Source organism: Streptomyces sp. NRRL WC-3618 (genome assembly GCF_001280005.1).
Taxonomy (GTDB): domain Bacteria; phylum Actinomycetota; class Actinomycetes; order Streptomycetales; family Streptomycetaceae; genus Streptomyces.
The window spans coordinates 1-20,049 of record NZ_LGDW01000142.1 but is presented as its reverse complement, the minus strand read 5'-3'; the positions used below and the strand labels follow the sequence as shown (position 1 = coordinate 20,049).

The following is a 20,049-nucleotide window of genomic DNA, read 5'->3' as shown; positions in this document are numbered from 1 at the left end:
CAGACATGGCTTGGGCGCGTGGGGTGCGCTCGTTCGTAGGTCGGCCGGTCGTGGGCTGTGTCCGGTCCGGCGCCACTTGACCATGGCGTCGGCAGACAGACGAGGAACCGATGACCACTCAGCAGCACAGCAGTCCCAGCAGTCCCAGCAGTGCCAGCAGTAAGACCGACAGTGAGCGTGAGCGCGGCAAAAAGCGCCTGAAGCATTCGGCACTCGCCGCGGGGGCCGCACTGGCCGTCGTGGTGTCGGTGGCCGCAGCGGCGCCGGGGGCGGCTTCGGGCGCCGCGCCCACGAAGCCGAAGCTCAGGCTCGTAGCCGCGACGGACTCCGTGACGACGCAGCTCTACGAGGGGGATCCCGGCGTCTACGTGGACCTCGGCACGTACGTCAGCGTGGACGACGTACCGCTCGAGTTCAAGGTGACCCGGAAGTCGTACAACGACCCGGTGGTCGCCGAGCAGATCATCCGCAAGGGCGGCAAGGCAGAGGTCAAGAAGCTGCCCGCCGGCATGGTGAAGGACTTCGCGGGCCTGCCCGGCTTCCTGAACGTGTCGTTCAGAAACGCGGCCGGGCAGGAGGTCGCGAAGAACAGCGGCACGTTCTGCCCGAACAACGCCTCCGGACGTATTCGCCCGGACGGCCCGTCGACCTCGCACTTCCCGGAGAGCTGCTCCGGCAACCCGTTCACGCTGGGCGGGGTCTGGGGCATCGAGAAGGGCTGGGCGTCCAACGCCAGCTCGATCGACTACAGCAAGCCGGTGATTCTGCCGGCGGGTGAGTACACGGCCAAGGTGTCGGTCGGGAAGAAGTACCGCGACCTGTTCGGCATCCCGAACGACCAGCCGGTCATCAAGATGACGGTGCTGCCGCCGAGCCCGGACGGCGAAGGCGGCGGCGGGAGCGGCGGTGTCGGCCTGAGTGCGCGATCCTCCGCCCACCACGGTGGCGGACACGGCGCCCAGCACTCCTCCATGCCCATGCCCATGTCGCACCACCACGGTTCGCGCGGCGCGGACATGCCCACCATGCCGGCCTTCCCCAACGCGTTCGTCGACCGGGGCATGGCGCACCACCTGGGTGACGGTCCGGGCCAGACCGACGGTTCGCGCGTCGCGCCCGCGCTGAAGGCCGCCGCCCACCGGCCCACGGGCAGGGCGGGCGTACCGGCCAACGTGCCCAAGCCGGACCTGCGTTCACTGCCGGCGTGGGACATCGCCGTCACGGACGGCGAGGACGGGGACGTAGCCGGCAAGGACTACCTGGCGTTCAGCGCGAACGTCTGGAACGCCGGCCCGGCTCCGCTGGTCGTCGACGGTTTCCGTCAGCGGGGCAAGGACCTGATGGACGCCTACCAGTACTTCTACGACGCGCACGGCAAGCAGGTCGGCTACGCGCCGACGGGCACCATGGAGTGGGACCCGCGGATCGGCCACGAGCACTGGCACTTCACCGACTTCGCGAGCTACCGCCTCCTGAGCGCCGACAAGACGAAGGAAGTGCGCAGCGGCAAGGAGGCGTTCTGCCTGGCCAACACCGACGCGATCGACTACACGGTGAAGAACGCCAACTGGCACCCCTACAACACCGACCTGTCGACCGCCTGCGGTGAGAAGACCGCCCTCTCGGTCCGCGAGGTCCTGGACGTCGGCTCCGGCGACACGTACACCCAGTACCGTCCGGGCCAGTCCTTCGACATCACCGGCCTCCCGAACGGCACGTACTACATCCAGGTCATCGCCAACCCGGAGAAGCGCCTCCAGGAGTCCAACCTGAACAACAACGTCGCCCTCCGCAAGGTGATCCTCGGCGGCACGGACGGCGCGCGGACCGTGAAGGTACCGGCGCACGGCCTGATCGACGTGAACTAACCATCCTTTACGTCCGACCAGTTCGGTCCTGACACGAGAGGCCCCGGAGAAATCCGGGGCCTCTCGCACGTGCGCCGCCCAGCGGCCGGCTCAGTCCTGGCGTACGACGTTGGTGCCCGGGCCACCCGAGAGGATGTCGTTGCCGGCGCCGCCGTACAGCTTGTCGTTGCCGCTGTTGCCCCAGATCTGGTCGATACCGGCTTCGCCGTGCAGGACGTCGTTGCCCTTGCCGCCGTAGATGTGGTCGTGGCCGGCCCCGCCGTAGATCGTGTCGTTGCCGTCGTCACCGCTCAGGTTCTCGTCCTCGGCGCCGCCGCGGATCACGTCGTTGCCCTTGCCGCCCTCGACGAAGCCGCCGAGCGAGGTGATGGTGTCGTTGCCGTCACCGCCGCGCGCGAACGACGCGTGGCCCACGGTGAGGGTGTCGTCGCCCGCCCCACCGTCCACGAAGTTGGCGTCGACGCTGCCCCGGTCGGTCAACTTGTCCTTGCCGAGGCCGAGGTCGATCGAGTTCTCGTAGTAGGCCTGGTCGGTGTTGTTGGTGAAGTCGACGACATCGTTGCCGTCACGGAGGTCCATCACCAGGATCTGGTACGGGCTCTGGCTGTCCACGGTGACAACGGTGCACTGGACCTTCGTGTGGTCGGCGGCGCTGGGGTAGACACACCCGCGCCCGACACTGATCGGAACGACGTCGTCGACCACGAAGGTGATGTCCGTGTCGTTGACGTCGGACTCGGTGACGGTCAGCTTGTTGGTCTGGCCGGCAGCGGCCGTGTAGCTGAACTCCCGGTCGTTGAAGCTGACTTCAGCCTTGGCGGACGCAGCCGCGGCCCCGGCGGTACCGGCGCCCAGCATGAGCGGAACGACGGTCAGTCCGGCGCCGAGGGCCAGCGTCAGCGCCAGTGCGGATGCCGATGAGCGACGGGTCGTCCGACGGCCGGTGGGGGAAGAGGGCATGCGTAACCTCCGGGTTCACATGGGTACTTGAGACTGAATCAGAATTCAGTGACGCCATGTGAGACGACCGAGGCACACCCCGGGTTGTAGCGGCCGACCCAAGCGGACGGCCAAGCATTCGGGCAGCCGGGGGAAGGCGGCTGGAGGTGATGTTCGGGGGGAGCGGCTTCCCGGCTTCCCGCAACCAAACCCCCGATATACATCAATCTGGTACATGAACTACTCTTGGTACATGTCCATGAAGCGCACGAACGTCTACGCCGACCCCGAAGACCTGGCGATCATCAAAGAGGCCGCCAAGCGTCGTGGGATAAGCGAGGCCGAGATCATCCGCCAGGGGATTCACCTCGCGGCCATGGCGAACCGCGTCTGGGACGAGCCCCTGTTCTCGCGGACCTTTGACGGGTCGGGCCGTACGCCGTCCAAGGCCGAGGTCCGCGACACGGTCGCCGACGCGGTGCGCGGGGAGACGGACGCCGGTCCGCGTTCGGGAAGCGCCACGTGATCATCGTCATCGCTGACACCTCCGGCCTGCTGGCCGCGCTGGACGCGACCCACCCCGAGCACGGTGCGGCGAACGAGGCGATCCTGGCCGCGGGACTCCTGGTCATGTCGCCACTCCTGCTGGCCGAGCTCGACCATGTGGCCACGCGCGAACTCGGGCGCGAGGCCGCCGTGAGCGCGGTCGACGACATCCGGCGCTGGATGAGCAGAGGCCGCGTCGTCATGCCGGAGATCACGGAGGCCCACTTGGGCACGGCCCAGTCCGTCCGTGTCAGATACGGCGCGCTGGACCTGGACCTGGCCGACGCGGTGAACGTGGCACTCGCCTCCGACTACGACACCGACGCGATCCTCACCCTCGACCGCCGCGACTTCCGCGCCGTACGCCCGTTGAGCCACCACAAGGCGTTCCGGGTACTGCCGGACGACCTTCCGCTCTGAGCGTCGGCCGGGTGCGTGCTCGGCCTGGTGCTTCAGTCGCCCGAGTGGCCCCGGAAGTTGCGGCCGTCGCTCACGCGATCCGCCACAAAGGCGCTGTGTACTGCTCCGGGCTGCGACCGATGAGCAGTTGGCGCAGATCGCCACGCTGCGAGCCGTGAAGATTCAGTGCCTCAGTGATGTGCCGGAACGTCGTGTGGGTGACTCCGCGGCTCCGTGCCTCATCCTCGAACTCGGCGAGCTGGGCCAGCACGGTGCCAGGATCGAGTTTCCCGGCCGGCTGGTCCTTCAATCGAGCGGCCTTCTCCCGCTCGTAGTCGATCTCCGAGGAGCCGCAGACTTCGCGACAGCATGCCTCGACCTCGTCCAGGCTCACGGTCGCCTGGATCGCGCGGGCGAGTCGGTTACGGTTCAGGGCCTCGTCCAGGTCGACTTCGTGGACGGTCGGGCCTTCGGCGGCGAGGGCAACAGGGAAGCCGGCGTCCCGCACTTCGCATGTCCCTCGTACGCCTCGGGCTGTCGCCGCGAGCATCCCGGTCGCCTCGGACGGGTGCCACTCCAGGACCGAGGCGACCGGTTCCACGTCCGTCGTCGTGAAGGTGTGGACGAGTGGGCCGAGCATGCCGTGCAGGTCGTCGAGCGGGAGCTCGCCGTCCAGGCCAGGACCTGCGACCAGGAGCCGGATGGGTGCGTTCACCTGGCAGCAGGCGGCGAGCGTCAGGGCGTCGGCGAGTGGGCTCTGCAGCGTCGGTTCGTCGCCTCGGGCGAGGATGTCGCCGCCTACGTCCAGGAGGTCGATAGATGTCGGCTCCAAGTGGACGACGAGTTCTTCGAGTTGGCGGGTGACGCCCTCGACGCCGTGGTGAGGATCGATCAGTGCGAACGTGTGCGGGAGTTCTGCCGCGAGGCGGGGGAGCGTGGACCCCGCCGGGGCGATCGGGCGGGCCTTCGCCGGTACCGCCCACACCGCCGGGGTGATCTGTTCGAGGCCGGTGAAGTTGTCCGGCCCTCTTGGGCCCGGCACCGGGTCGATCAGGAGGCGGTCCCACGCGTATGTGAGGATCACCGTCTCGTGATCCGGGCCGGCGCTGTAGAGGGCGGCGTCCAGCATGGCGGCGGCGACTGCGTCTCCTCCTCCGCCTGCTGCGACGATCAACCTCGTCATGGAATCAGCGTACGGGGTGGGGTGCTGGTCGTTCACTCTATAGTGGCTAGAGGCTTTAGCCACTTGGACCGGGAGGGTGGATGCCTCAGATCGAGGAGACGCAACCGAAGTACCTCCAGATCGCGCACTTCATCCGCGATCAGATCCTTCGGGGTGACCTGCGGGCCGGGGACGAGGTCCCCTCGGAACGGCAGTTGGCGGCGGACTGGAAGGTGTCCCGGCCGACGGCGGCGCGGTCGTTGGAGGCGCTGAGTCATCAAGGGCTCGTCGAGAAGCGGCAGGGATCAGGGACGTACGTCCGGAATCTCGAAGTCAACCGACGGGCCCGGGAGTTGTATGGGCGGGCCCGGCAGACCGGCAAGATCTACACGCCCGGCGAGTACGCGGTGATCACGTCGACCGGCTGGCTCGACGCGCCGGATCATGTTGTCGAGGCGTTGGGCCTGCTCAAGGACCGCCGGGCGGTGCACCGGCGACGGGTCACCAACGACCAGGCCGGCCCCATCACTCTGTCCACGTCATGGTTCGCGCCGGATGTTGGTCAACGCGCGCCCAAGCTCCTCGATCCTGAACGGATCCAGGAGGGCACATTGATGTACGTCGAGAAGATGACCGGACGGCAGGGCAGTTACGCCGAGGACCGGATGTGTGCGCGGAGCGCCACGGCTGATGAAGCAGCCGACCTTCAACTGGAGCCGGGGTCGGCGGTGTTGATCGTAAATCATGTCGTCTTCGACCTCCAGGACCGGCCGTTGGAGTTTGCCGAAGCCACCTATCCCCCGCATCGCTGGGCGTTCGAACAGGGATATCCGCTCACCTGACATCTCCCGTTCGAACGGATCGGCAGTCGTGCTGAACGGCTTGCGCCGGTCAAGTGGCCAATGCCACTATCCACTAAGTGGCTAAGGCCACTTAGTGAAGGGCATGGCGACAGATCGGCGACCGCCGTGCCCGTGCCGCATCGAGACGGCGCTGCCTCGACTGCGAAGGCAGCGGCAAGGAGTGAGCGCGGATGGCCTATACGATCGACCGCTTCCCCTCCGAGGAGTCACCGCGACTCGGGGCGATGACCCTGCACCCCGTCGCGGAGTCCGTACCTCGGGCCCGGCGTTGGTTTCGGAAGTTCATCACCCCGTACAACCCAGCCTGTTCGGTCGACGACTGTGCGCTGATGATCTCGGAGCTGGTGACCAACGCCATCGTCTACGGGCGGTCGGACGAGACGTGGCTCGTACGAGTGGAGTGGTTCCGTGACGGGACCTCACTCCGCATCGAGGTGCACAACCCCGGGTTCCCTGCGAGCGTGCGGATGCGTCGCCCGGATGCCGCCGACGCACACGGACGCGGATTGCTCCTGGTCGACGCCATCGCCGACTCGTGGAGCTCCGGGCCCAGTTGCCTCGGCGGGACGGTGGTGTCGTTCGTGGTCGCCGATGCCTGGCCCGCGTAGGCAGGTGCTTTTGGCAGGCACCTTGTCCGAAAACGCGATACTTCCCGTGATCACCATCTGACTTACTGTCGTTGGTGCGCGGCTGTGCCGTGGTTTGCGCCCGGAGCGCGCCAACAGCGTTGGACAGAGGGGGAGTTCATTGATGCTGATACAGGGGAACGGGTACGTTCGCGGCCGTGTGGCGGAGGGGGCACGTGCCCCCTCCGGTTCCGGATCGGGCCGTTGGGTCACGGTCGCAGGCGGTCCTGGGGCCAGCGCTCTGGTGCAGTGTGGCGGGGCCCGATGAGCCGTCGCCGGCCGGTGCGGCGTACGGGGCGGCGACGTCCGGTCCGCCGTTCCAGAAGGCAGGGCGAGGGGGTTGCGCTGCTGGCGGCTGCGGTTATCGGCGTCACGGTCGTGGTCGCCGCCGTGCAGTGGCTCCTTGCGCACTGGTGGATCCTCGTCCTCGCAGCACTGATCGGCGCCGTCGGCGGCGGCCTCTGGCTCCAGCAAAAACGGCAGCGAGCCGAGTGGGAGCGTGTGCGGGCCCAGGCTCTACGGCTGCGGATCGCCCAGCTCGACGAACTGGACCACCGGGCCTTCGAGTTCGCCGTACGGGACCTGATGCGCAGGGATGGCTGCCAGGCCGAGCAACTCGGTGGCGCCGGCGACAACGCGTGCGACGTCCGGGCTGTCGACCCCTCCGGTCGCGTCTGGGCCATCCAGTGCAAGCACCGCCGGGACGGGGAGCGCGGTGCGGCGGTCGGGGTCGGCGTACTCCAACAGGTCAACGGCACCGCACGACAGATCCACGGGGCGGACATCGCCGTCGTCCTCACCAACGGCCGCTTCACGTCGAAGGCCATTCCGTGGGGCAAGGAACACGGCATCCACCTCGTCGACCGCCGCACGCTGGGCGAATGGGCTGCCGGTTCCCGTCCGTTGTGGGATCTGCTGGATCGTATTCCTCCGCCGCGTCGGCCCACTGCCCTGTCTTGACCGGCCATTGGAGGATGGGTGCGGTGAGGTGACGGTTGGACGCGTGTACGTCGCGGGGCAACGGCTTTATCTGTGCTGTGTGTTGACTTCGAGAGACGGGTCCGCCAACACGCTTTCCAACTGTGGTGGTGCCTCGCCGGGCCGTGTACAGGGTCGTTCACCTGAGTTCATGGGCGGCTGGCTCGTGGATCGCAGCCGACTTGTGGTCTCGCCTGAACGGCCGTGAACGGGGCTGAATGAGACGGAAACTGACGCGGCTAAAGCCGTGGAGGTCAGTACGTCGGCGCTGGCCGTCTCCTTGAGACGGGTAGGCGCCTCCCTACGGACAGCTTCCATGCGGGCCGCTTGAAGCTCAGCCGACGACAGCCAGCCACGGCGGCGGGTACGCCGACTGACCACGCACGCGTATGCCTCGCTGCCCCCCACTGGCCTCAGTCACGCTACCGAGGCCGTCGACCGGAGCAAGCCACGGCGGCAGGCCCGTGGACAACCTGGAACTGCTCACCTCCAAGGGCTCTCAACTGGAGAATCGGACGAAGGGGCGGTTGTCCTCGGTCTGGGCCGCCGCAGTGCTGTCTCCGGCGTAGAGGTCGGCGCGGAGGTGATGTTTGGTCGCTGCGATCCACAGACCGAAATTCAGCAGTACTGGATGTGCTCAACAGTTCGAACCTTGGTGGGCGTCGAACTCTGCCCAGGTGTCTTGCGGCAGGTGTGCCTCATCGCCAGAATGGAAGCTTGCGTAGTCAGAGAGATCACGTGGGGGGCTCTGCAGATGGCCGTGAAGAGCAATGATCAACGCCTGCTCGACCGCATCCTTGAAGATCAACGGAACCGACTTGCGCCAAACCAGAAGATGGACGATTTCTTCAATTATTTTGCGGCGAGTACAGCCCTGCAGGACCTAGATCTGGATATTGATGAGCTCAGAGATGGCATCGTTGATGGGTCTCACGACTGCGGCATTGACGGCCTTTGGGTTTTTGTCGACGATCGCTATGTTTCAGCGAATATCGAGCGGCACGTAACCGTTCGAGCCAACAAGATCGAGCTAGTAATCCTACAGGCAAAAACATCTCCTGGATATCAAGAGACTGCTTTCGAGAAGTTGCATTACCACTTGCCCTTGCTGCTGGACATGGATCGCAATATCCAAGAGTTATCCGAATCGACCAATGCAAAACTTTTGGACCGCACCGGCCGATTCCTCAATGTCCTAGAGGCGCTCGCCTCCTCTTTTCCGAATGTGTCAATCAGGGTAATTTACGCCACTCGATCCGCAGAGCAGCCACACCCTAACGTTCGGGCGAAAGGGAACAGGCTCGCTCGCGAGTTGGCGAAGGTTGCATCCGAAACACAATGCGGCGTCGAGTATCTGGGCGCTGCAGAACTTAGAGCGTTGTCGGCTCGCGGCGCCGTGGTTGTATCTGAAATGGTGTTTACAGAGACACCTATGGGTACTGCACTCGGCGAAGGTTACGTCTGTCTGGTGCGTCTAGATGAATATTACAAATTCATCACTTCAGGCAATGGGGCATTGCGTCTCGAATTGTTCGAGTCGAACGTCAGGGATTATGCGGGACGGACGTCGGTAAACACTGCTATTGAGGAGACTCTAAAGTCCAGTCATCGCGAAGACTTCTGGTGGTTCAACAATGGCGTGACCATCGTTGCCGAGGAAGTCAGGATCGCTGGAAAGAAGATCGTAATCAGGGATCCTCAGATCGTTAATGGTCTGCAGACGAGCCATGAAATTTTCAATCATTTCCAGAATAGTGGGCAACATAACGATCGATCGGTCCTCGTAAGGGTCATGGTCCCGCCGGCTTCCGGGCGGGCAAGGGATGTGATCATCCGTGCGACCAATAGCCAAACACAGCTCCCACCAGGCGCCCTGCGTGCCACCGAAAAGATCCAGAAAGACATTGAGGAGTCGCTGGCACGAGACGGCTACTACTACGAGCGTCGGGCGAATTACTACAAGAATTTGGGATTCCCTCTTGAACAAGTTGTCTCCATGTCGCGACTTGCCCGAGAATATACAGCACTCATTGTAGGGGAACCTCACACCGCGCTTAAGTACTCGGAAACACTGCTATTGGATGACTCGCACTACTATAAAGTCTTCTCTACTGACAATGATATCGACCTCTTCAAGTTGGTACTTGATGTACATGTACGGGTCGGCGAATTTCTTGCTGACTACACCGAAGATCGCCCGCTACTAGGCGATACCGCAGAAAACTGGCGATATCATCTTGCGTACATGGGTTCATTTACTCTGACACGTTTGAGGAGGCCTACTCAAAGAGATCTTCTAAATGTGAGAACCGAGCATCTGACGGATGCCCTTCTGGGGGCAATGACGAATCTCCTCGATCGCGAATACCGTGCGACGCTCAGAGGGAACAGAGCTCAGGGCATCGACAAAGTGGCCCGCAGTCAGGACTTCACAGTTAGGTTGCGTCAAGCGACTATTGCGATGCGGCGTTTCAGGATTGACCGATGATTTCCTCCCGAGCTGCCAGGGGAGCAGCTATCGGCCTCGGCTTCGACTGAGCAGCGTTGACCTTTCTCGGTACCGTGGCGGCTGATTGCTGTGACCGCGGCGCGGGTGCCGGCCGGGCTGGAGCGGGACGGAGGCAGGAGCGCAGGCCCGGCCGGGGGCCGTGCCGCGCGCGGGGAGCGGAGCGAGCCACACTTGAACCAGTAGAGAAAGTTGTAACTCAGTCGGTCTGCTGGGGCTTGTCCGGTCCCGGGAGATGCTTGACACTTCGATCCCAGCTGATGGTTGACGGTGGCCGTGATCGGCTTTGCTGTGCGCGTTGTCGGCGTGTGGCGGGAGGCCGGGATTGGCTCTGGTGGAGTTGTCGGTTGTCGAGCAGAGATACCGGGCTGTTCTGGCGGTGCTGGCGGGTGCGACGGTGACGGAGGTCGCCGTGTCGGCTGGTGTGTCCCGGCAGACGGTCAGCGGGTGGAGGTCCCGGTATGAGGCCTCCGGTCTGGCCGGGCTGGCGGACCGTTCGCGTAGGCCGGCGTCGTGTCCGCATCAGGTGTCTGGCGAGGTGGAGGCGGCCGTGTGTGAGCTGCGGCGTAAGCATCCTCGGTGGGGTCCGCGGCGGATCGCTCATGTGCTGGAGCGGTCCGGGGCGGTGGCGCCGGTGCCGTCGCGGATGACGGTGTATCGGATCCTGGTGCGGCATGGGCTGGTGGAGCCGGGGGTGCGGCGGCGGAAGCGGTCGGATTACAGGCGTTGGCAGCGGGATCGGCCGATGCAGCTGTGGCAGATGGACATCGTCGGCGGGGTGATGCTCGTCGACCCGGTGACCGGGGAGTTATCTGAGGCCAAGGTCGTGACCGGGGTGGATGACCATTCCCGGTACTGCGTGATCGCGTCGGTGGTCGAGCGGGCGACCGGGCGGGCGGTGTGCTCGGCGTTCGCTGGGGCCTTGCAGAGGTTCGGGATGCCGGAAGAGGTGCTGACGGAAAACGGGAAGCAGTTCACCGACCGGTTCGGGCAGGGCGGTGAGGTGTTGTTCGACCGGATCTGCCGGGAGAACGGGATTGCACACCGGCTGACCCAGCTGGCGTCGCCGACCACGACGGGCAAGGTCGAGCGGTTCCATCAGACGCTGCGGCGTGAACCCCTTGACGACTGCGGGGCGTTCGAGAGCATCGGGGCGGTCCAGGCAGAGGAATCGTCAAGGCCTGTGGATCAAGTCCAGTTGGGCTGGCCCCTGTGCCCGAGCTGACGGCTCGCTACGCTCCGAACGGGGGGCTCTGGATTCGTCACCGGTCTTGGCCTGGCCAAGTTGCCACGAGGTCACGGTAGCTCGCGAAGCACGGGCCGGGAACTATCTCCTGGATCGGCTGACCGTTCAGCCAGCATATTTGCAAGGTGTCGCTCTCGGTATCGAGCGCGCAGCACACTCCGCCGCTGGCGACAGTGAGGTCGGTGAACACTGCTCTGACGCTTGCGGACCGCTCGAACATCCGGCTCATCCCTGTCGTAGCTGCGGTGAACTCCAGCGACGCGTAGTGGGGGTGCAGCCAGGACGCGAACCGGACCGTGAGATAGACGTACCCGATCGCAACTCTCCCGAGCTCGTCGGGTTCCGGGTCGTGGACGGTGTCGACGTACTCGCGCACCGCGTCGTCGACGCCGAACATGATGGAGGTGTCGAGTTCAAGCGTGCTGCCTGTGGAGCAATCGACCGGCTCGCTCTTGAAGTTGGAGGTGAACGGGACAACGACCTGGTCACCGCCGGGCAAGGTGAGGGTAAGCGGCGGCACTCGATCGGTGCGCGGCGCCAGCGCGGCGAGCTCGACCAGTGCGCCGGTGACGTTCCGAGCAGGCGTAAAGATCTCGTAGCTGTAGTCAAGCCCCATGCACTCCACCCCCTGCGGTTCAGCGGATCTTCCCATGACATGCCCGCACGGGGTCTGAGCATTTTTCTGGGAGGTATGCCGGTTCAGGCCGCGTGGACTTCGGGGCGTTCGACGAGGTGGCCGCGTTCGAAGCGGGCTCCGGCTCGGACGAGAGCGACGAGTTGGGGTGCGTTCACTGATCGCCAGCGGGTCTGGGCGGACTCGACGAGCTTGAAGACCGTGGCCAGGGCAGCGGCTCGGGAGCCAGCCCCTTTGGTGACCTTGGTCCGCAGCCGGACGGTTGCGAAGGTCGACTCGATATGGGGTTCGTGGTGCGCAGGTGGATCCAGTGCTCGGCGGGGAAGTCGTAGAACGCCAGCAGCTCGGCCTCGTCATCGGTGATCTTCTTGACGGCCTTGGGGAACTTCGCGCCGTACTGCCTGGCGAACGCCTTGACCGCGGCTGCCGCGTGCTCGCGGTCCTCGGCGTTGTAGATGTCCTGGATGGCCTTCTTGGCTGCGAGTTGGGCCGACTTTGGGAGGCTGTCGAGGCAGTTGGCTGTTTTGTGAACCCAGCATCTTTGGTGCCCACCGGCCTCAGCCGCGCTGCAGCAGTGTTCCGGCGAGCGGGCCGAGCCTCCATGCGAGAAGGAACTGCCGGCTGGCCACTCAGCTCTTCAATGGCCGCTCACACGGCACAGCCAAAACTGACCACCGGCGGCCGGGACCTGCGGTAGCCGCCTCGTCGTCGATCAACGCACTGACGTGCTGCTGAGCCGTGGGTGTTGTCGACGCTGGTCATCGTTGAGCGCCCTTTTAATTAACTGTGGACGGCCCGCAGGGCGCTGGTGCACTGCCCTGCGGATCCGCCGCTGCACCTCAGCCCAGTGCGTAGACGGTCCCGGTTCCGTGTTCTGGATCGGACCGGAACCGTCTACTGCTTCAAGTCACCGCACAGTGAAAGATCCTGTCTTCGTGATCTTTCCAGAGGGGCACTTAGGCGCGCTCTCTGTAGCGGTGTAGGTGTAGTGACCGTGGGGAGTGCCCTTGCCTACTGTCACCACTTTCTGCCAGCCTCCGCCGCTACCCACGCGGGCTGCCCCACCCGAGATGCTCAGAAAGAGAGCCTTTGACCCATGGGGAAGGACGACGTGCACGACGCCTCCGGGGAGCCATCCGCTTCCCTTTTGCAGAAACTTTGAGCCAACCGACCCAGCTCCCGGGATGGAGGCTATCTGAGTATTCGTCGGGCATCCAGCTCTCTTCGCTCCCACCTTAAAGGTGGCGTAAGCTGCACCACCATTCCCAATGATGGCCGATATTTTGACTGTTCCTGACGCTGATTTAGGGACCGTTGCGTGCACTCGGAAAGTGCCTGACTTGCTTGGGTGAGCAGTGGCTACCGGCGTCCCGTCCATGGTGATTGACACAGAAAGTTCCCGTGAACCGTGCTCCTCCCACCCTGTGCCTGAGATGGTAACCGCAGAGCCGGCGGGTCCAGTTGCTGGGCTGACACTGATTGCCTCCCCAGCGGCGACGGCCCCGGCTGGGAAAAGGAGGGCTATAAGGCCTATTGTGGTTGCCAGGGCGGCGAATACAATCGACTTTTCTTTCATCGCATTGCCTCTCTCTCGTTCACTTTCTTTTAGTGAATCGACAGGCGTTAGGCAGTGACGGCAACGAAATTAGCGAAGCTCTCCCCCGGGAAAAGAAGAAGATCCACAGTTAAGATCCGCTCCCAATGGAGTGGCCGGGTGATGCTTCTCGAATTACTTATAGACTAGGTCACCAATTCGAGTCCGTCCAGTCAGGGCTTGCTGCGCAGAGGTCGGTGCAGCGGCTTTGGGCTGGAGCTGCTTTGGGTCGAGTGATCTTGGCCCCGTAAGCTGATGGCGTCGGTCAGTCTGTGGACCTGCCCGTTAAAGCACGATGCTGGGGCCAAGATCTTAGCCTCGATCTTTCTTGAGGGTCCGCTGACGGAGTCGGTGGACCCTTTTGCTTTCCGGAGCTGATGCCGGGCGGGCTGGTGGCCCGGCTGTCGTGTCGGGTGGGCGCCGGGCTCCACTGCCCGGGGCGGGTGATGCTGTCGCAGGGGCGGTGGGTTGCTGGTCGGCCGGGGTCGGGCAGGAGCGCGAGCCGTTCAAGGGCGGCGGTGATCTCGTCGGTCCAGGGCCAGTGCCGGGCGAGGCGGAGAATCCTGCGCCGACCGGTGGTGACGAGCTGGCCGGCTGCGGAGAACAGGCGGAACCCAGGCGACGCGGTTCCCAGAGCCTTGCCCGGCCGGTCAGGGCGAGCATGGGCATCCAGGTCAGCAGGTCGAGCGCGATCTGGACGATCTCCGTCCAGACCCGGTTCTGGGCGGTGTCGTGCGGGGGCAGGTTGCGTGGGCCGGTGGCCCGGGCGTTGCGGATCCGGTCCTCGGCCCGTGCCCGGAGCCGGTGACGGAGTTCGAGCTCGGCGATCGGCCGGCCGGTGGTGTTGGTCGCGAAGCACGTGAGCCGCATGCCCTTGGGCCAGGCGTCCAGGAGCTTGCCGGTGAGCTCGGCGACCCAGGCCCCGTCCCGGGCCTCACCGTCGGTCTCGACGGCCGGGGTCCAAGCCGGGGCGGGGACCTTCAGTACGTGTAGGTCTTCTTCCAGGTCGCGGCCGCGTCCTGCTTGTCGGAGTGGGCGATCACGAGGACGCCGTCGAGGTCGACGGTGACCTGACCGTCGGCGTCCGGGGCGTTCTCGCCCGCCAACGACCAGGCGCGATGACGGACTTCGGAGCGTGCGGAGCGGACGGCCTGCAGGGCTTTCTCGCCGGATGCGGCGAGGGTGTCGATCAGGCGGGAGACGGTCGGGTCGGAGGCGACCGGGCCGAAGATGGCCGGCTCACACCGCAGCATGGCGACGTCCGCGAGGCAGTCACCGCCCAGTGCGACTGCCATGGCGACGTCCAGGAGGATCCTGCCGGGATCGTGGACGGCCCGCGGTTTGCGCCACGGAGCCAGAGCTGCGGATATCGCCTGGTCAAGGCCCGTCTTGCGGACCGTCTCCAGCAGCAGGACCGCACGGGCCTGCGAGAGCACCTGCCGACCGTCTCCCTGGACACGGACATGTGGATACGACGAGATAGGCTCTCTCACCTGGAAAGTGCTCTTCTCCTTGCAGCCAACAGGACCCTCAGCAGTCCTATCGTTGCAGGTCAAGGGCACTTTCCGTGTTTCTGATCAGCTCTTGGACAGCCCACCTCGTGAAAGCGCGAGGCTAGGAACACATGGCCGGCCGGGTCTCACGCAGCGCGAGACCCGGCCGAGCCGTACGAGCAGAGGTTGCCCTACGGCGACTCGAGATTCACGGGCCCCTGAACCGTCGTAGTGCCGGGCGGGCGCTTGAGTGTGAAGGTCTTCGAATACGTGCCGCCCCCCTCGCAGGTCACGGTAGCGAGGGCCTTTACGCCCTTGCCCTTGTTCTTGGGGACATCCGTGAGGGTGATCGAGTACTTGCCCGTGTTTGGCATGTCCGGGTCATCGTCGTCCTTGGGTGTCACGCCTGGCGCCGTGATGAGTACCTTCTCGGGGGGGTTCCCGTTGTCGCACTCATCGACGCTGCCCTGGACCGTGACCTTCGCCTTCGCCGGATCGGCTCCTGCCGTGCCTGTCGCCGCGAGGGTAGCCACACCCGTCAGGGGCAGCACCGCTGCGATGGCGAGAATGGTGATGCGCTTGCGCATGGCTTCTCCTAGATTGTCGGCTCGCGCTGCGAACGCGGCTGAAATGGGAAGCGGTTGAAATCTCTGGGTATCCCCGTTGGCCATCACCGCTCGACGTGCCACGGGACGAATGCCGTTTTCGCTGTTCTGACTGTGGCGGTGATGTGAACTTCCTTCACCTAACGTCCGGCTTTGACGCGTGGAGGTCAAGGGGAACGGCTACCCATGGGTCGAGGGGCAGAACTACCCACGAAACGGTGCGCCGGTGCAGGTCTACGCCCTGCCGGTGAGTCCGTGATCGATTGCCAGGCGTGTCAGGTCGAATCTGCGCCGGGTCCCCGTTTTCTCCGCGATTCGATCGAGGTGCGAATGGGACCGTATGCTTGCTGATACGAAGCTGGCGGGCAATCTCGTGGTCGGTCACGCCGGTGGCGAGAAGCCGTAGAACCTCTCGATCGCGATCCGTGAAATGCGGGGATTTTACCCACGGACTGCGGGGCAGAACTACCCACGGCGGATCCTGTTTCAGCTGGTGAGACCGTTTTCGATGGCGATTCGGGTCAGGTCGGGACGGCGTCGAGAGCCCGTTTTCTCGCCGATCCGGTCAAGGTGCGACTGGACGGTGTGCTTACTGATTCCCAATGCGGCGGCGATTTCATGGTCCTTCGATCCATTGGCGAGAAGGCACAGGATTTCCTGCTCCCGGTCCGTGAAACGGGGGGATCGTCCGACCAGATGGCTGGCCGGCGCGGACACGTAACCGTCGCCCGCGCCCACGGCTCTGATCGCCGCAAGGAGTTCCTCTCCCCCGACCTGTCGGCTCAGATAGCCGCTCGCGCCCGCCTGGATCACCTGAACCGCGTCGAGCTGCGGTGAGGACGACACGACGAGGACGGCATGGCCCTTTCTCCGCAGCTTCGTCACCGTCGCCGCGAGTCTTGGGGCGGACTGCTGGAGGTCCATCAGGACGACCTCCGCGCCGCGTAGGCTGCCGTCCGCGCTCTCGATCGACGGCACGGCCGCGACCAGGTGGATGTCGGGAGCGGTGCCGATCAGTTGCGAGATGCCGTGCCGGAAGACGGGGCAGTCCCCGATGACCGCGATGTGCACGAGTTCGGCGCACTCGCTCATCGGCATCTCCGCTCTTGATGGACACGCTTCGCTGCCGGACCATGCCGTTCGGCAAGATGCCTGCCGCCCGGTATTCGGGGGCAGAAGCTCGACGCGGTGCGTCTGCACGGGTGTGTGCAGGACGACGCTAAGCAGCCCAGGTCGGCCAGGCACTTCGGGGCGGCCATTCGTGCGGCCGGTCCGTGGGCTGAGATTCTCGCTTCCGCTTCAGTCGGGGTGGGCCTTGTCGGGCGCGACTTGGGTGGGACCTTGCTGTTGCCACCGGGCAGAAGGTCGACGTGGACGACGAACTCGCCGCAGCGCTGCACGAGGACATCGCAGGCAAGGCTGAGATCGCCAGGCGGTATGGCGTGTACGGGCCCGAGGTCGCCGTGTCGGCCGATGCGTCCCTGTTCGAGCGGGCGTGGGGGCTTGCGGGACGTGATCCGTCATGGCGGCGACAGCGAGGCTGACCGGTGGGGCACAGCCCCCGGTCAGCCTCGCTGTCTCTGCCTACGGCAGTCACTCACCCGACCCACTCACGGCAGGATCCCCAAGCTCCCGCAGTTCGATCTCGCCGGCTTGCCCGACAGGCGGTCCGTCAGCCAGGTCACCGCGGTGCCCTGGTCTGTGAGGAGTGGGGTGAAGTGGTTGAGGAGGGGGCTGATCACGTTCGGGAGGATCACCGGTCTGTACGTGACGTCCGCGCCCTTTTCGCACCAGTCCTTGGCCAGGCGGCGGGCCTGTCCGTGCGGAACCAGGTTGTCGCTGACGCCCGTTGCTATGCGGATCGGGCCCGACGGTGTGAGGTTGCCGATGCGCTGGCCGTTCAGGAAGGTCCGGAAGGCCGGGGTGGACTCGATGATGTCGGCCAGGGACTCGCCGTCCGTCGTCCACTTCGTGCTCTTGGTGTAGCCGTAGCCGAACAGCGCGTCGCCCACGCACATCGTCGACAGGTCGGTCAGGGCCGCTTTCCCCGCCGCGTTCAGGTGGGCCTCCGCCATCGGCCTCAGGGTGGGGTCGGACTGGAGGAAGCCGTTGAGCGACCAGGCCAGCGCGCCCGTCAGTTCACTGCCGTCGATCGCCTTCGTGACCTCGGTCAGGTCGGCCGGCGGGGCCCCCGAGTAGGTGCCCGCGAGGCTGATGTCGGGGGCGTAGGAGGGCTGGAGTTCCGCTGCCGCCGCCGTTGCTCCGCCGCCCTGGCTGTAGCCGAACAGGCCCACCCGGGAAGCCGGCGTGACCGAGGTGCCGGGGAGGGAGCGGGCGGCGCGTACCGCGTCCAGTACGGCGTGGGCCTCGTCGAGGCGGTTGACGTACGTGTGGAGGCGGTCCGTCGCTCCGAGGCCGGCGTAGTCCGTGACGACGACCGCGGCGCCGGTCGCCAGGAGGCGGTAGATCGCGATGTCCTCGTAGCCGACCGAGACGGTGCGGCCGTTGAGGTTCAGAGGGTGCTCCAGGCCCATGGAAGCCGCGCACTGGTCGCCCTGGCCCATCGTGCCGGGGGCCACCGCCACCAGCGGGCGCGGGCCGCCGCCCCTCCAGGTCGCCGTCGGTTCGATGTACGCGCCGGTGACCGCGACCGGGGTGCCGTTCGAGTCCGTGGACTTGTACATCAGGCGGGTCGCCCGGCCGGGCAGGGGGCCGTGGAGGGTGGGGAGGGAGATGGCGAGGGGGAGTGGTTCGGTACGGATCAGCGCGCCGTCGGCGGTGGGGAGAGTGGCCGGTGGCGTGTAGAACGCCGGGATCTCCACACCTCGGGACACGACCGTCCGCGTCGACGACGTGTCCGCCGCCGTGGCTGTCGTATACGAGAGAACCTGAGCGCCCAGACAAGTCGCAGCGGTGAGCGCTGCGGCCAGGAGCCGTCTGCGTGCGGGCATGGCGAACCTCCTGAGAAGTGGGGGGAGGGGACAGGAAGCCAAGGAACCAGGGAGAGGCCGGGACACGGCCTCTCCTTGGTGCGCGGTTCGACGTACTGCGCGGTTCGGCTCACTGAAGTGGTTCGCCTGGACCGTACCTACCGGTCGGTTACTTCGGGTAGCAGCCGGAAGATTACGGTTGAGTAACTTGACTCGCCGTCTGGTCGAGGGAGCGGGGCGTCACTGGCCGCAACCGGTGGCCTCCGGCGTGAACTTCACCTTGGCGAGGCGGTTCGCGGCGGTGATCTGCGTGTAGGTCGCGTGCGTGACCTCGTACCAGACGGCGTCCTTGGCGGTGTCGCCGTTCACGTCGTTCAGGCTCACGCACCAGCGTTCCTGACGGACCACCCGGGTGTACGTCTCGGTGCCCTTGTGGACGCTCGAACACTTGCGAGTGCTCTTGGATCCCTTCGACCCCTTGGGCCCCTTCGGGCTCTTGGTGGTCTTGCACTTCTGGATCAGGTGCGGGCGCGTGGCCCTGGCCGTCTTCCGGGTGATGTGGCGGACGGCTTCGCGGACTCCGGTGACCGTGTCCGTGGTCGGCGTCGGATCCGGCGCGCTCCGGTCGCCGCCGCCGCTCCCCACGGCGGTGGGGTTCCCGCCACCGCCACCGCCCCCGCATGCCCCGAGGGTGGCCATGAGAATCATCGATATACCGGCCACCATCAGGCGTTTCCTGCTGGGCATGTGCTGGTCCCCGTCCGTCGCTGTTGTGAAAACGACGGTCAGCGTAGTTCCCTCACATCACCATCAGCACGATCGCGATGAGTACGACGATCACCGCGAGACTCACCCCGACCACGCACCCCACGTTGTTCGACAGCTCGGAGAGGCGGGACGCGGGGGTCGAGGATTCGGGTGCGATGAGTGAGGTCGTCGTGGTCGTCGAGATCGGTGAGGTCGTCGTCGTGGTTGTCGAGGGCATCGGATGCATCGGATGCATCGAGGGCATCGAGGGCAAGGGGGAAGCAGGCGATGGTGTCGCTCTCTGGTCCTCGCGGGTCAGCGCCTCGTGCAGGAGTTGTCGCCATACCGGTGGCGGCAGGTCGGGGACCTTGCCGTTCGCCGGCGAGAGGATGCTCTGCTCGAGCCAGTTGCTCCCGATGGGGTGAGAGGCCCGGCTCATGCTGTGCATCAGCTCTTGCAGGTCGCGCAGATAGCGCCCGTCCCGGGCCAGCGGGGCGACCGCCCAGGTGAAGAGGTCCGCCGCCCGGCCCGCCAGGGCCGTGCCCGACACTGCCTCCCCGGTCCGTCCCTGGGGTGCCAGGTACAGGTTCCGTTCGAGTACCTGCGCGCACAGCGCGTGTTGCATCTCCGGGGCGCGGTTCATACGGCGCTGGTGGGTGCCCAGTTCGGCCAGGAGCAACTCCACCGAGTCCGGGGGGAGTTCGTCGGAGCGCAGTTCGTGGAGCAGTACGTCGTCGGAGAATTTGTGCAACTTCGCCATCAGGTAGCTGCGTTGCATGGGGTTTCCGCGTTCGTGGTCGCGCAGTTCCTCGTGCAGCTGGTGAGGGTCAAGGTGCGGTTGCGGTTGCTCGTACGGGACTTGGGGCGGCGGCTCCTCGTACTGCGGTGTGCGGTACGGCGGTTGGGGTGGGGG

Annotated in this window: 18 protein-coding genes and 3 pseudogenes; 9 read left to right on the top strand and 12 right to left on the bottom strand. The window is 65.5% G+C overall.

The features are described 5' to 3' along the window. The first annotated feature begins 110 nt into the window (after positions 1-110). Positions 111-1,868: a lysyl oxidase family protein gene (locus ADL01_RS16140; protein WP_053742690.1), complete on the top strand. Its 1,758-nt coding sequence runs from the start codon at positions 111-113 to the stop codon at positions 1,866-1,868. A gap of 90 nt (positions 1,869-1,958) precedes the next feature. Here ADL01_RS16140 and ADL01_RS16135 read toward each other — a convergent pair whose 3' ends face one another. Further along, complete coding sequence (locus ADL01_RS16135) at positions 1,959-2,828, bottom strand: calcium-binding protein (protein WP_053742689.1); 870 nt, start codon at positions 2,826-2,828, stop codon at positions 1,959-1,961. Positions 2,829-3,060: 232 nt separating this feature from the next. Here ADL01_RS16135 and ADL01_RS16130 point away from each other — a divergent pair, with 232 nt between their 5' ends. Together ADL01_RS16130 and ADL01_RS16125 are read left to right on the top strand one after the other, a co-directional pair. Continuing rightward, complete coding sequence (locus ADL01_RS16130) at positions 3,061-3,333, top strand: CopG family transcriptional regulator (protein ID WP_053742688.1); 273 nt, start codon at positions 3,061-3,063, stop codon at positions 3,331-3,333. Continuing rightward, a complete protein-coding gene (locus ADL01_RS16125; protein ID WP_053742687.1) occupies positions 3,330-3,773 on the top strand; it encodes a PIN domain-containing protein in 444 nt (147 codons plus the stop codon). Before ADL01_RS16130 ends, ADL01_RS16125 begins: the two co-directional genes overlap by 4 nt. A 70-nt stretch (positions 3,774-3,843) precedes the next feature. On the opposite strand, the gene ADL01_RS16120 is transcribed toward ADL01_RS16125, so the two are convergent. Further along, on the bottom strand, positions 3,844-4,935 hold the full coding sequence (locus ADL01_RS16120) for a DUF1152 domain-containing protein (RefSeq protein WP_078960554.1): 1,092 nt from the start codon (positions 4,933-4,935) through the stop codon (positions 3,844-3,846). 80 nt (positions 4,936-5,015) lie between these two features. Here ADL01_RS16120 and ADL01_RS16115 point away from each other — a divergent pair, with 80 nt between their 5' ends. The 5 genes and pseudogenes from ADL01_RS16115 to ADL01_RS16100 form a co-directional block, all read left to right on the top strand. Further along, positions 5,016-5,756, top strand: a complete 741-nt coding sequence (locus ADL01_RS16115; RefSeq protein ID WP_053742685.1) for a GntR family transcriptional regulator — start codon at positions 5,016-5,018, stop codon at positions 5,754-5,756. Positions 5,757-5,947: 191 nt separating this feature from the next. Then, the gene (locus ADL01_RS16110) at positions 5,948-6,385 is read left to right on the top strand and encodes an ATP-binding protein (RefSeq protein WP_053742684.1); all 438 of its coding nucleotides are present in this window, start codon (positions 5,948-5,950) and stop codon (positions 6,383-6,385) included. 282 nt (positions 6,386-6,667) lie between these two features. After that, a complete protein-coding gene (locus tag ADL01_RS16105; RefSeq protein ID WP_078960553.1) occupies positions 6,668-7,363 on the top strand; it encodes a restriction endonuclease in 696 nt (231 codons plus the stop codon). A 772-nt stretch (positions 7,364-8,135) separates the two neighbouring features. Next, positions 8,136-9,869 (top strand): AIPR family protein, encoded by a 1,734-nt coding sequence (locus tag ADL01_RS42025; RefSeq protein WP_234354653.1) that lies wholly within the window; start codon positions 8,136-8,138, stop codon positions 9,867-9,869. Positions 9,870-10,227: 358 nt separating this feature from the next. Continuing rightward, a pseudogene (locus tag ADL01_RS16100) lies at positions 10,228-11,052 on the top strand (IS481 family transposase); the annotation flags it as partial. A gap of 97 nt (positions 11,053-11,149) precedes the next feature. Here the strand turns inward: ADL01_RS16100 and ADL01_RS16095 are convergent. From ADL01_RS16095 to ADL01_RS16080, 7 genes and pseudogenes are all read right to left on the bottom strand, one after another. Beyond that, positions 11,150-11,749 carry a hypothetical protein gene (locus ADL01_RS16095; RefSeq protein ID WP_053742717.1) on the bottom strand — a complete coding sequence of 200 codons (600 nt, stop codon included), beginning with the start codon at positions 11,747-11,749 and terminating at the stop codon, positions 11,150-11,152. A gap of 83 nt (positions 11,750-11,832) precedes the next feature. Then, positions 11,833-12,311: pseudogene (locus ADL01_RS42020) on the bottom strand (transposase); the annotation flags it as partial. A 363-nt stretch (positions 12,312-12,674) separates the two neighbouring features. Then, entirely contained in the window at positions 12,675-13,343 is a 669-nt protein-coding gene (locus ADL01_RS47770) for an IPT/TIG domain-containing protein (RefSeq protein WP_078960552.1), read from the bottom strand. Between the two features lie 496 nt (positions 13,344-13,839). Then, a pseudogene (locus ADL01_RS42010) lies at positions 13,840-14,854 on the bottom strand (transposase); the annotation flags it as partial. A gap of 191 nt (positions 14,855-15,045) precedes the next feature. Next, positions 15,046-15,441, bottom strand: a complete 396-nt coding sequence (locus tag ADL01_RS16085; RefSeq protein ID WP_053742682.1) for a hypothetical protein — start codon at positions 15,439-15,441, stop codon at positions 15,046-15,048. A 154-nt stretch (positions 15,442-15,595) separates the two neighbouring features. Next, the gene (locus ADL01_RS46185) at positions 15,596-15,844 is read right to left on the bottom strand and encodes a hypothetical protein (protein ID WP_234354652.1); all 249 of its coding nucleotides are present in this window, start codon (positions 15,842-15,844) and stop codon (positions 15,596-15,598) included. 101 nt (positions 15,845-15,945) lie between these two features. Next, complete coding sequence (locus ADL01_RS16080) at positions 15,946-16,551, bottom strand: response regulator transcription factor (RefSeq protein WP_053742681.1); 606 nt, start codon at positions 16,549-16,551, stop codon at positions 15,946-15,948. Between the two features lie 278 nt (positions 16,552-16,829). Between ADL01_RS16080 and ADL01_RS44725 the strand changes: the two genes are divergently transcribed. Next, on the top strand, positions 16,830-17,003 hold the full coding sequence (locus ADL01_RS44725) for a hypothetical protein (protein WP_159049541.1): 174 nt from the start codon (positions 16,830-16,832) through the stop codon (positions 17,001-17,003). Positions 17,004-17,069: 66 nt separating this feature from the next. Here ADL01_RS44725 and ADL01_RS16075 read toward each other — a convergent pair whose 3' ends face one another. The 3 genes from ADL01_RS16075 to ADL01_RS16065 form a co-directional block, all read right to left on the bottom strand. Then, complete coding sequence (locus tag ADL01_RS16075; RefSeq protein WP_053742680.1) at positions 17,070-18,410, bottom strand: lipase family protein; 1,341 nt, start codon at positions 18,408-18,410, stop codon at positions 17,070-17,072. 219 nt (positions 18,411-18,629) lie between these two features. Next, the gene (locus ADL01_RS16070; RefSeq protein ID WP_063783526.1) at positions 18,630-19,136 is read right to left on the bottom strand and encodes a hypothetical protein; all 507 of its coding nucleotides are present in this window, start codon (positions 19,134-19,136) and stop codon (positions 18,630-18,632) included. A 52-nt stretch (positions 19,137-19,188) separates the two neighbouring features. Next, positions 19,189-19,914 carry a hypothetical protein gene (locus tag ADL01_RS16065; RefSeq protein ID WP_053742678.1) on the bottom strand — a complete coding sequence of 242 codons (726 nt, stop codon included), beginning with the start codon at positions 19,912-19,914 and terminating at the stop codon, positions 19,189-19,191. Between the last annotated feature and the right edge of the window lie 135 nt (positions 19,915-20,049).

Coding starts and splice junctions, on each gene's coding strand:
- ADL01_RS16140 (WP_053742690.1), top strand. CDS start 111: ATGACCACTCAGCAGCACAGCAGTCCCAGCAGTCCCAGCAGTGCCAGC.
- ADL01_RS16135 (WP_053742689.1), bottom strand. CDS start 2,828: ATGCCCTCTTCCCCCACCGGCCGTCGGACGACCCGTCGCTCATCGGCA.
- ADL01_RS16130 (WP_053742688.1), top strand. CDS start 3,061: ATGTCCATGAAGCGCACGAACGTCTACGCCGACCCCGAAGACCTGGCG.
- ADL01_RS16120 (WP_078960554.1), bottom strand. CDS start 4,935: ATGACGAGGTTGATCGTCGCAGCAGGCGGAGGAGGAGACGCAGTCGCC.
- ADL01_RS16115 (WP_053742685.1), top strand. CDS start 5,016: ATGCCTCAGATCGAGGAGACGCAACCGAAGTACCTCCAGATCGCGCAC.
- ADL01_RS16110 (WP_053742684.1), top strand. CDS start 5,948: ATGGCCTATACGATCGACCGCTTCCCCTCCGAGGAGTCACCGCGACTC.
- ADL01_RS16105 (WP_078960553.1), top strand. CDS start 6,668: ATGAGCCGTCGCCGGCCGGTGCGGCGTACGGGGCGGCGACGTCCGGTC.
- ADL01_RS42025 (WP_234354653.1), top strand. CDS start 8,136: ATGGCCGTGAAGAGCAATGATCAACGCCTGCTCGACCGCATCCTTGAA.
- ADL01_RS16095 (WP_053742717.1), bottom strand. CDS start 11,749: ATGGGGCTTGACTACAGCTACGAGATCTTTACGCCTGCTCGGAACGTC.
- ADL01_RS47770 (WP_078960552.1), bottom strand. CDS start 13,343: ATGAAAGAAAAGTCGATTGTATTCGCCGCCCTGGCAACCACAATAGGC.
- ADL01_RS16085 (WP_053742682.1), bottom strand. CDS start 15,441: ATGCGCAAGCGCATCACCATTCTCGCCATCGCAGCGGTGCTGCCCCTG.
- ADL01_RS16080 (WP_053742681.1), bottom strand. CDS start 16,551: ATGAGCGAGTGCGCCGAACTCGTGCACATCGCGGTCATCGGGGACTGC.
- ADL01_RS16075 (WP_053742680.1), bottom strand. CDS start 18,410: ATGCCCGCACGCAGACGGCTCCTGGCCGCAGCGCTCACCGCTGCGACT.
- ADL01_RS16070 (WP_063783526.1), bottom strand. CDS start 19,136: ATGCCCAGCAGGAAACGCCTGATGGTGGCCGGTATATCGATGATTCTC.
- ADL01_RS16065 (WP_053742678.1), bottom strand. CDS start 19,914: ATGCAACGCAGCTACCTGATGGCGAAGTTGCACAAATTCTCCGACGAC.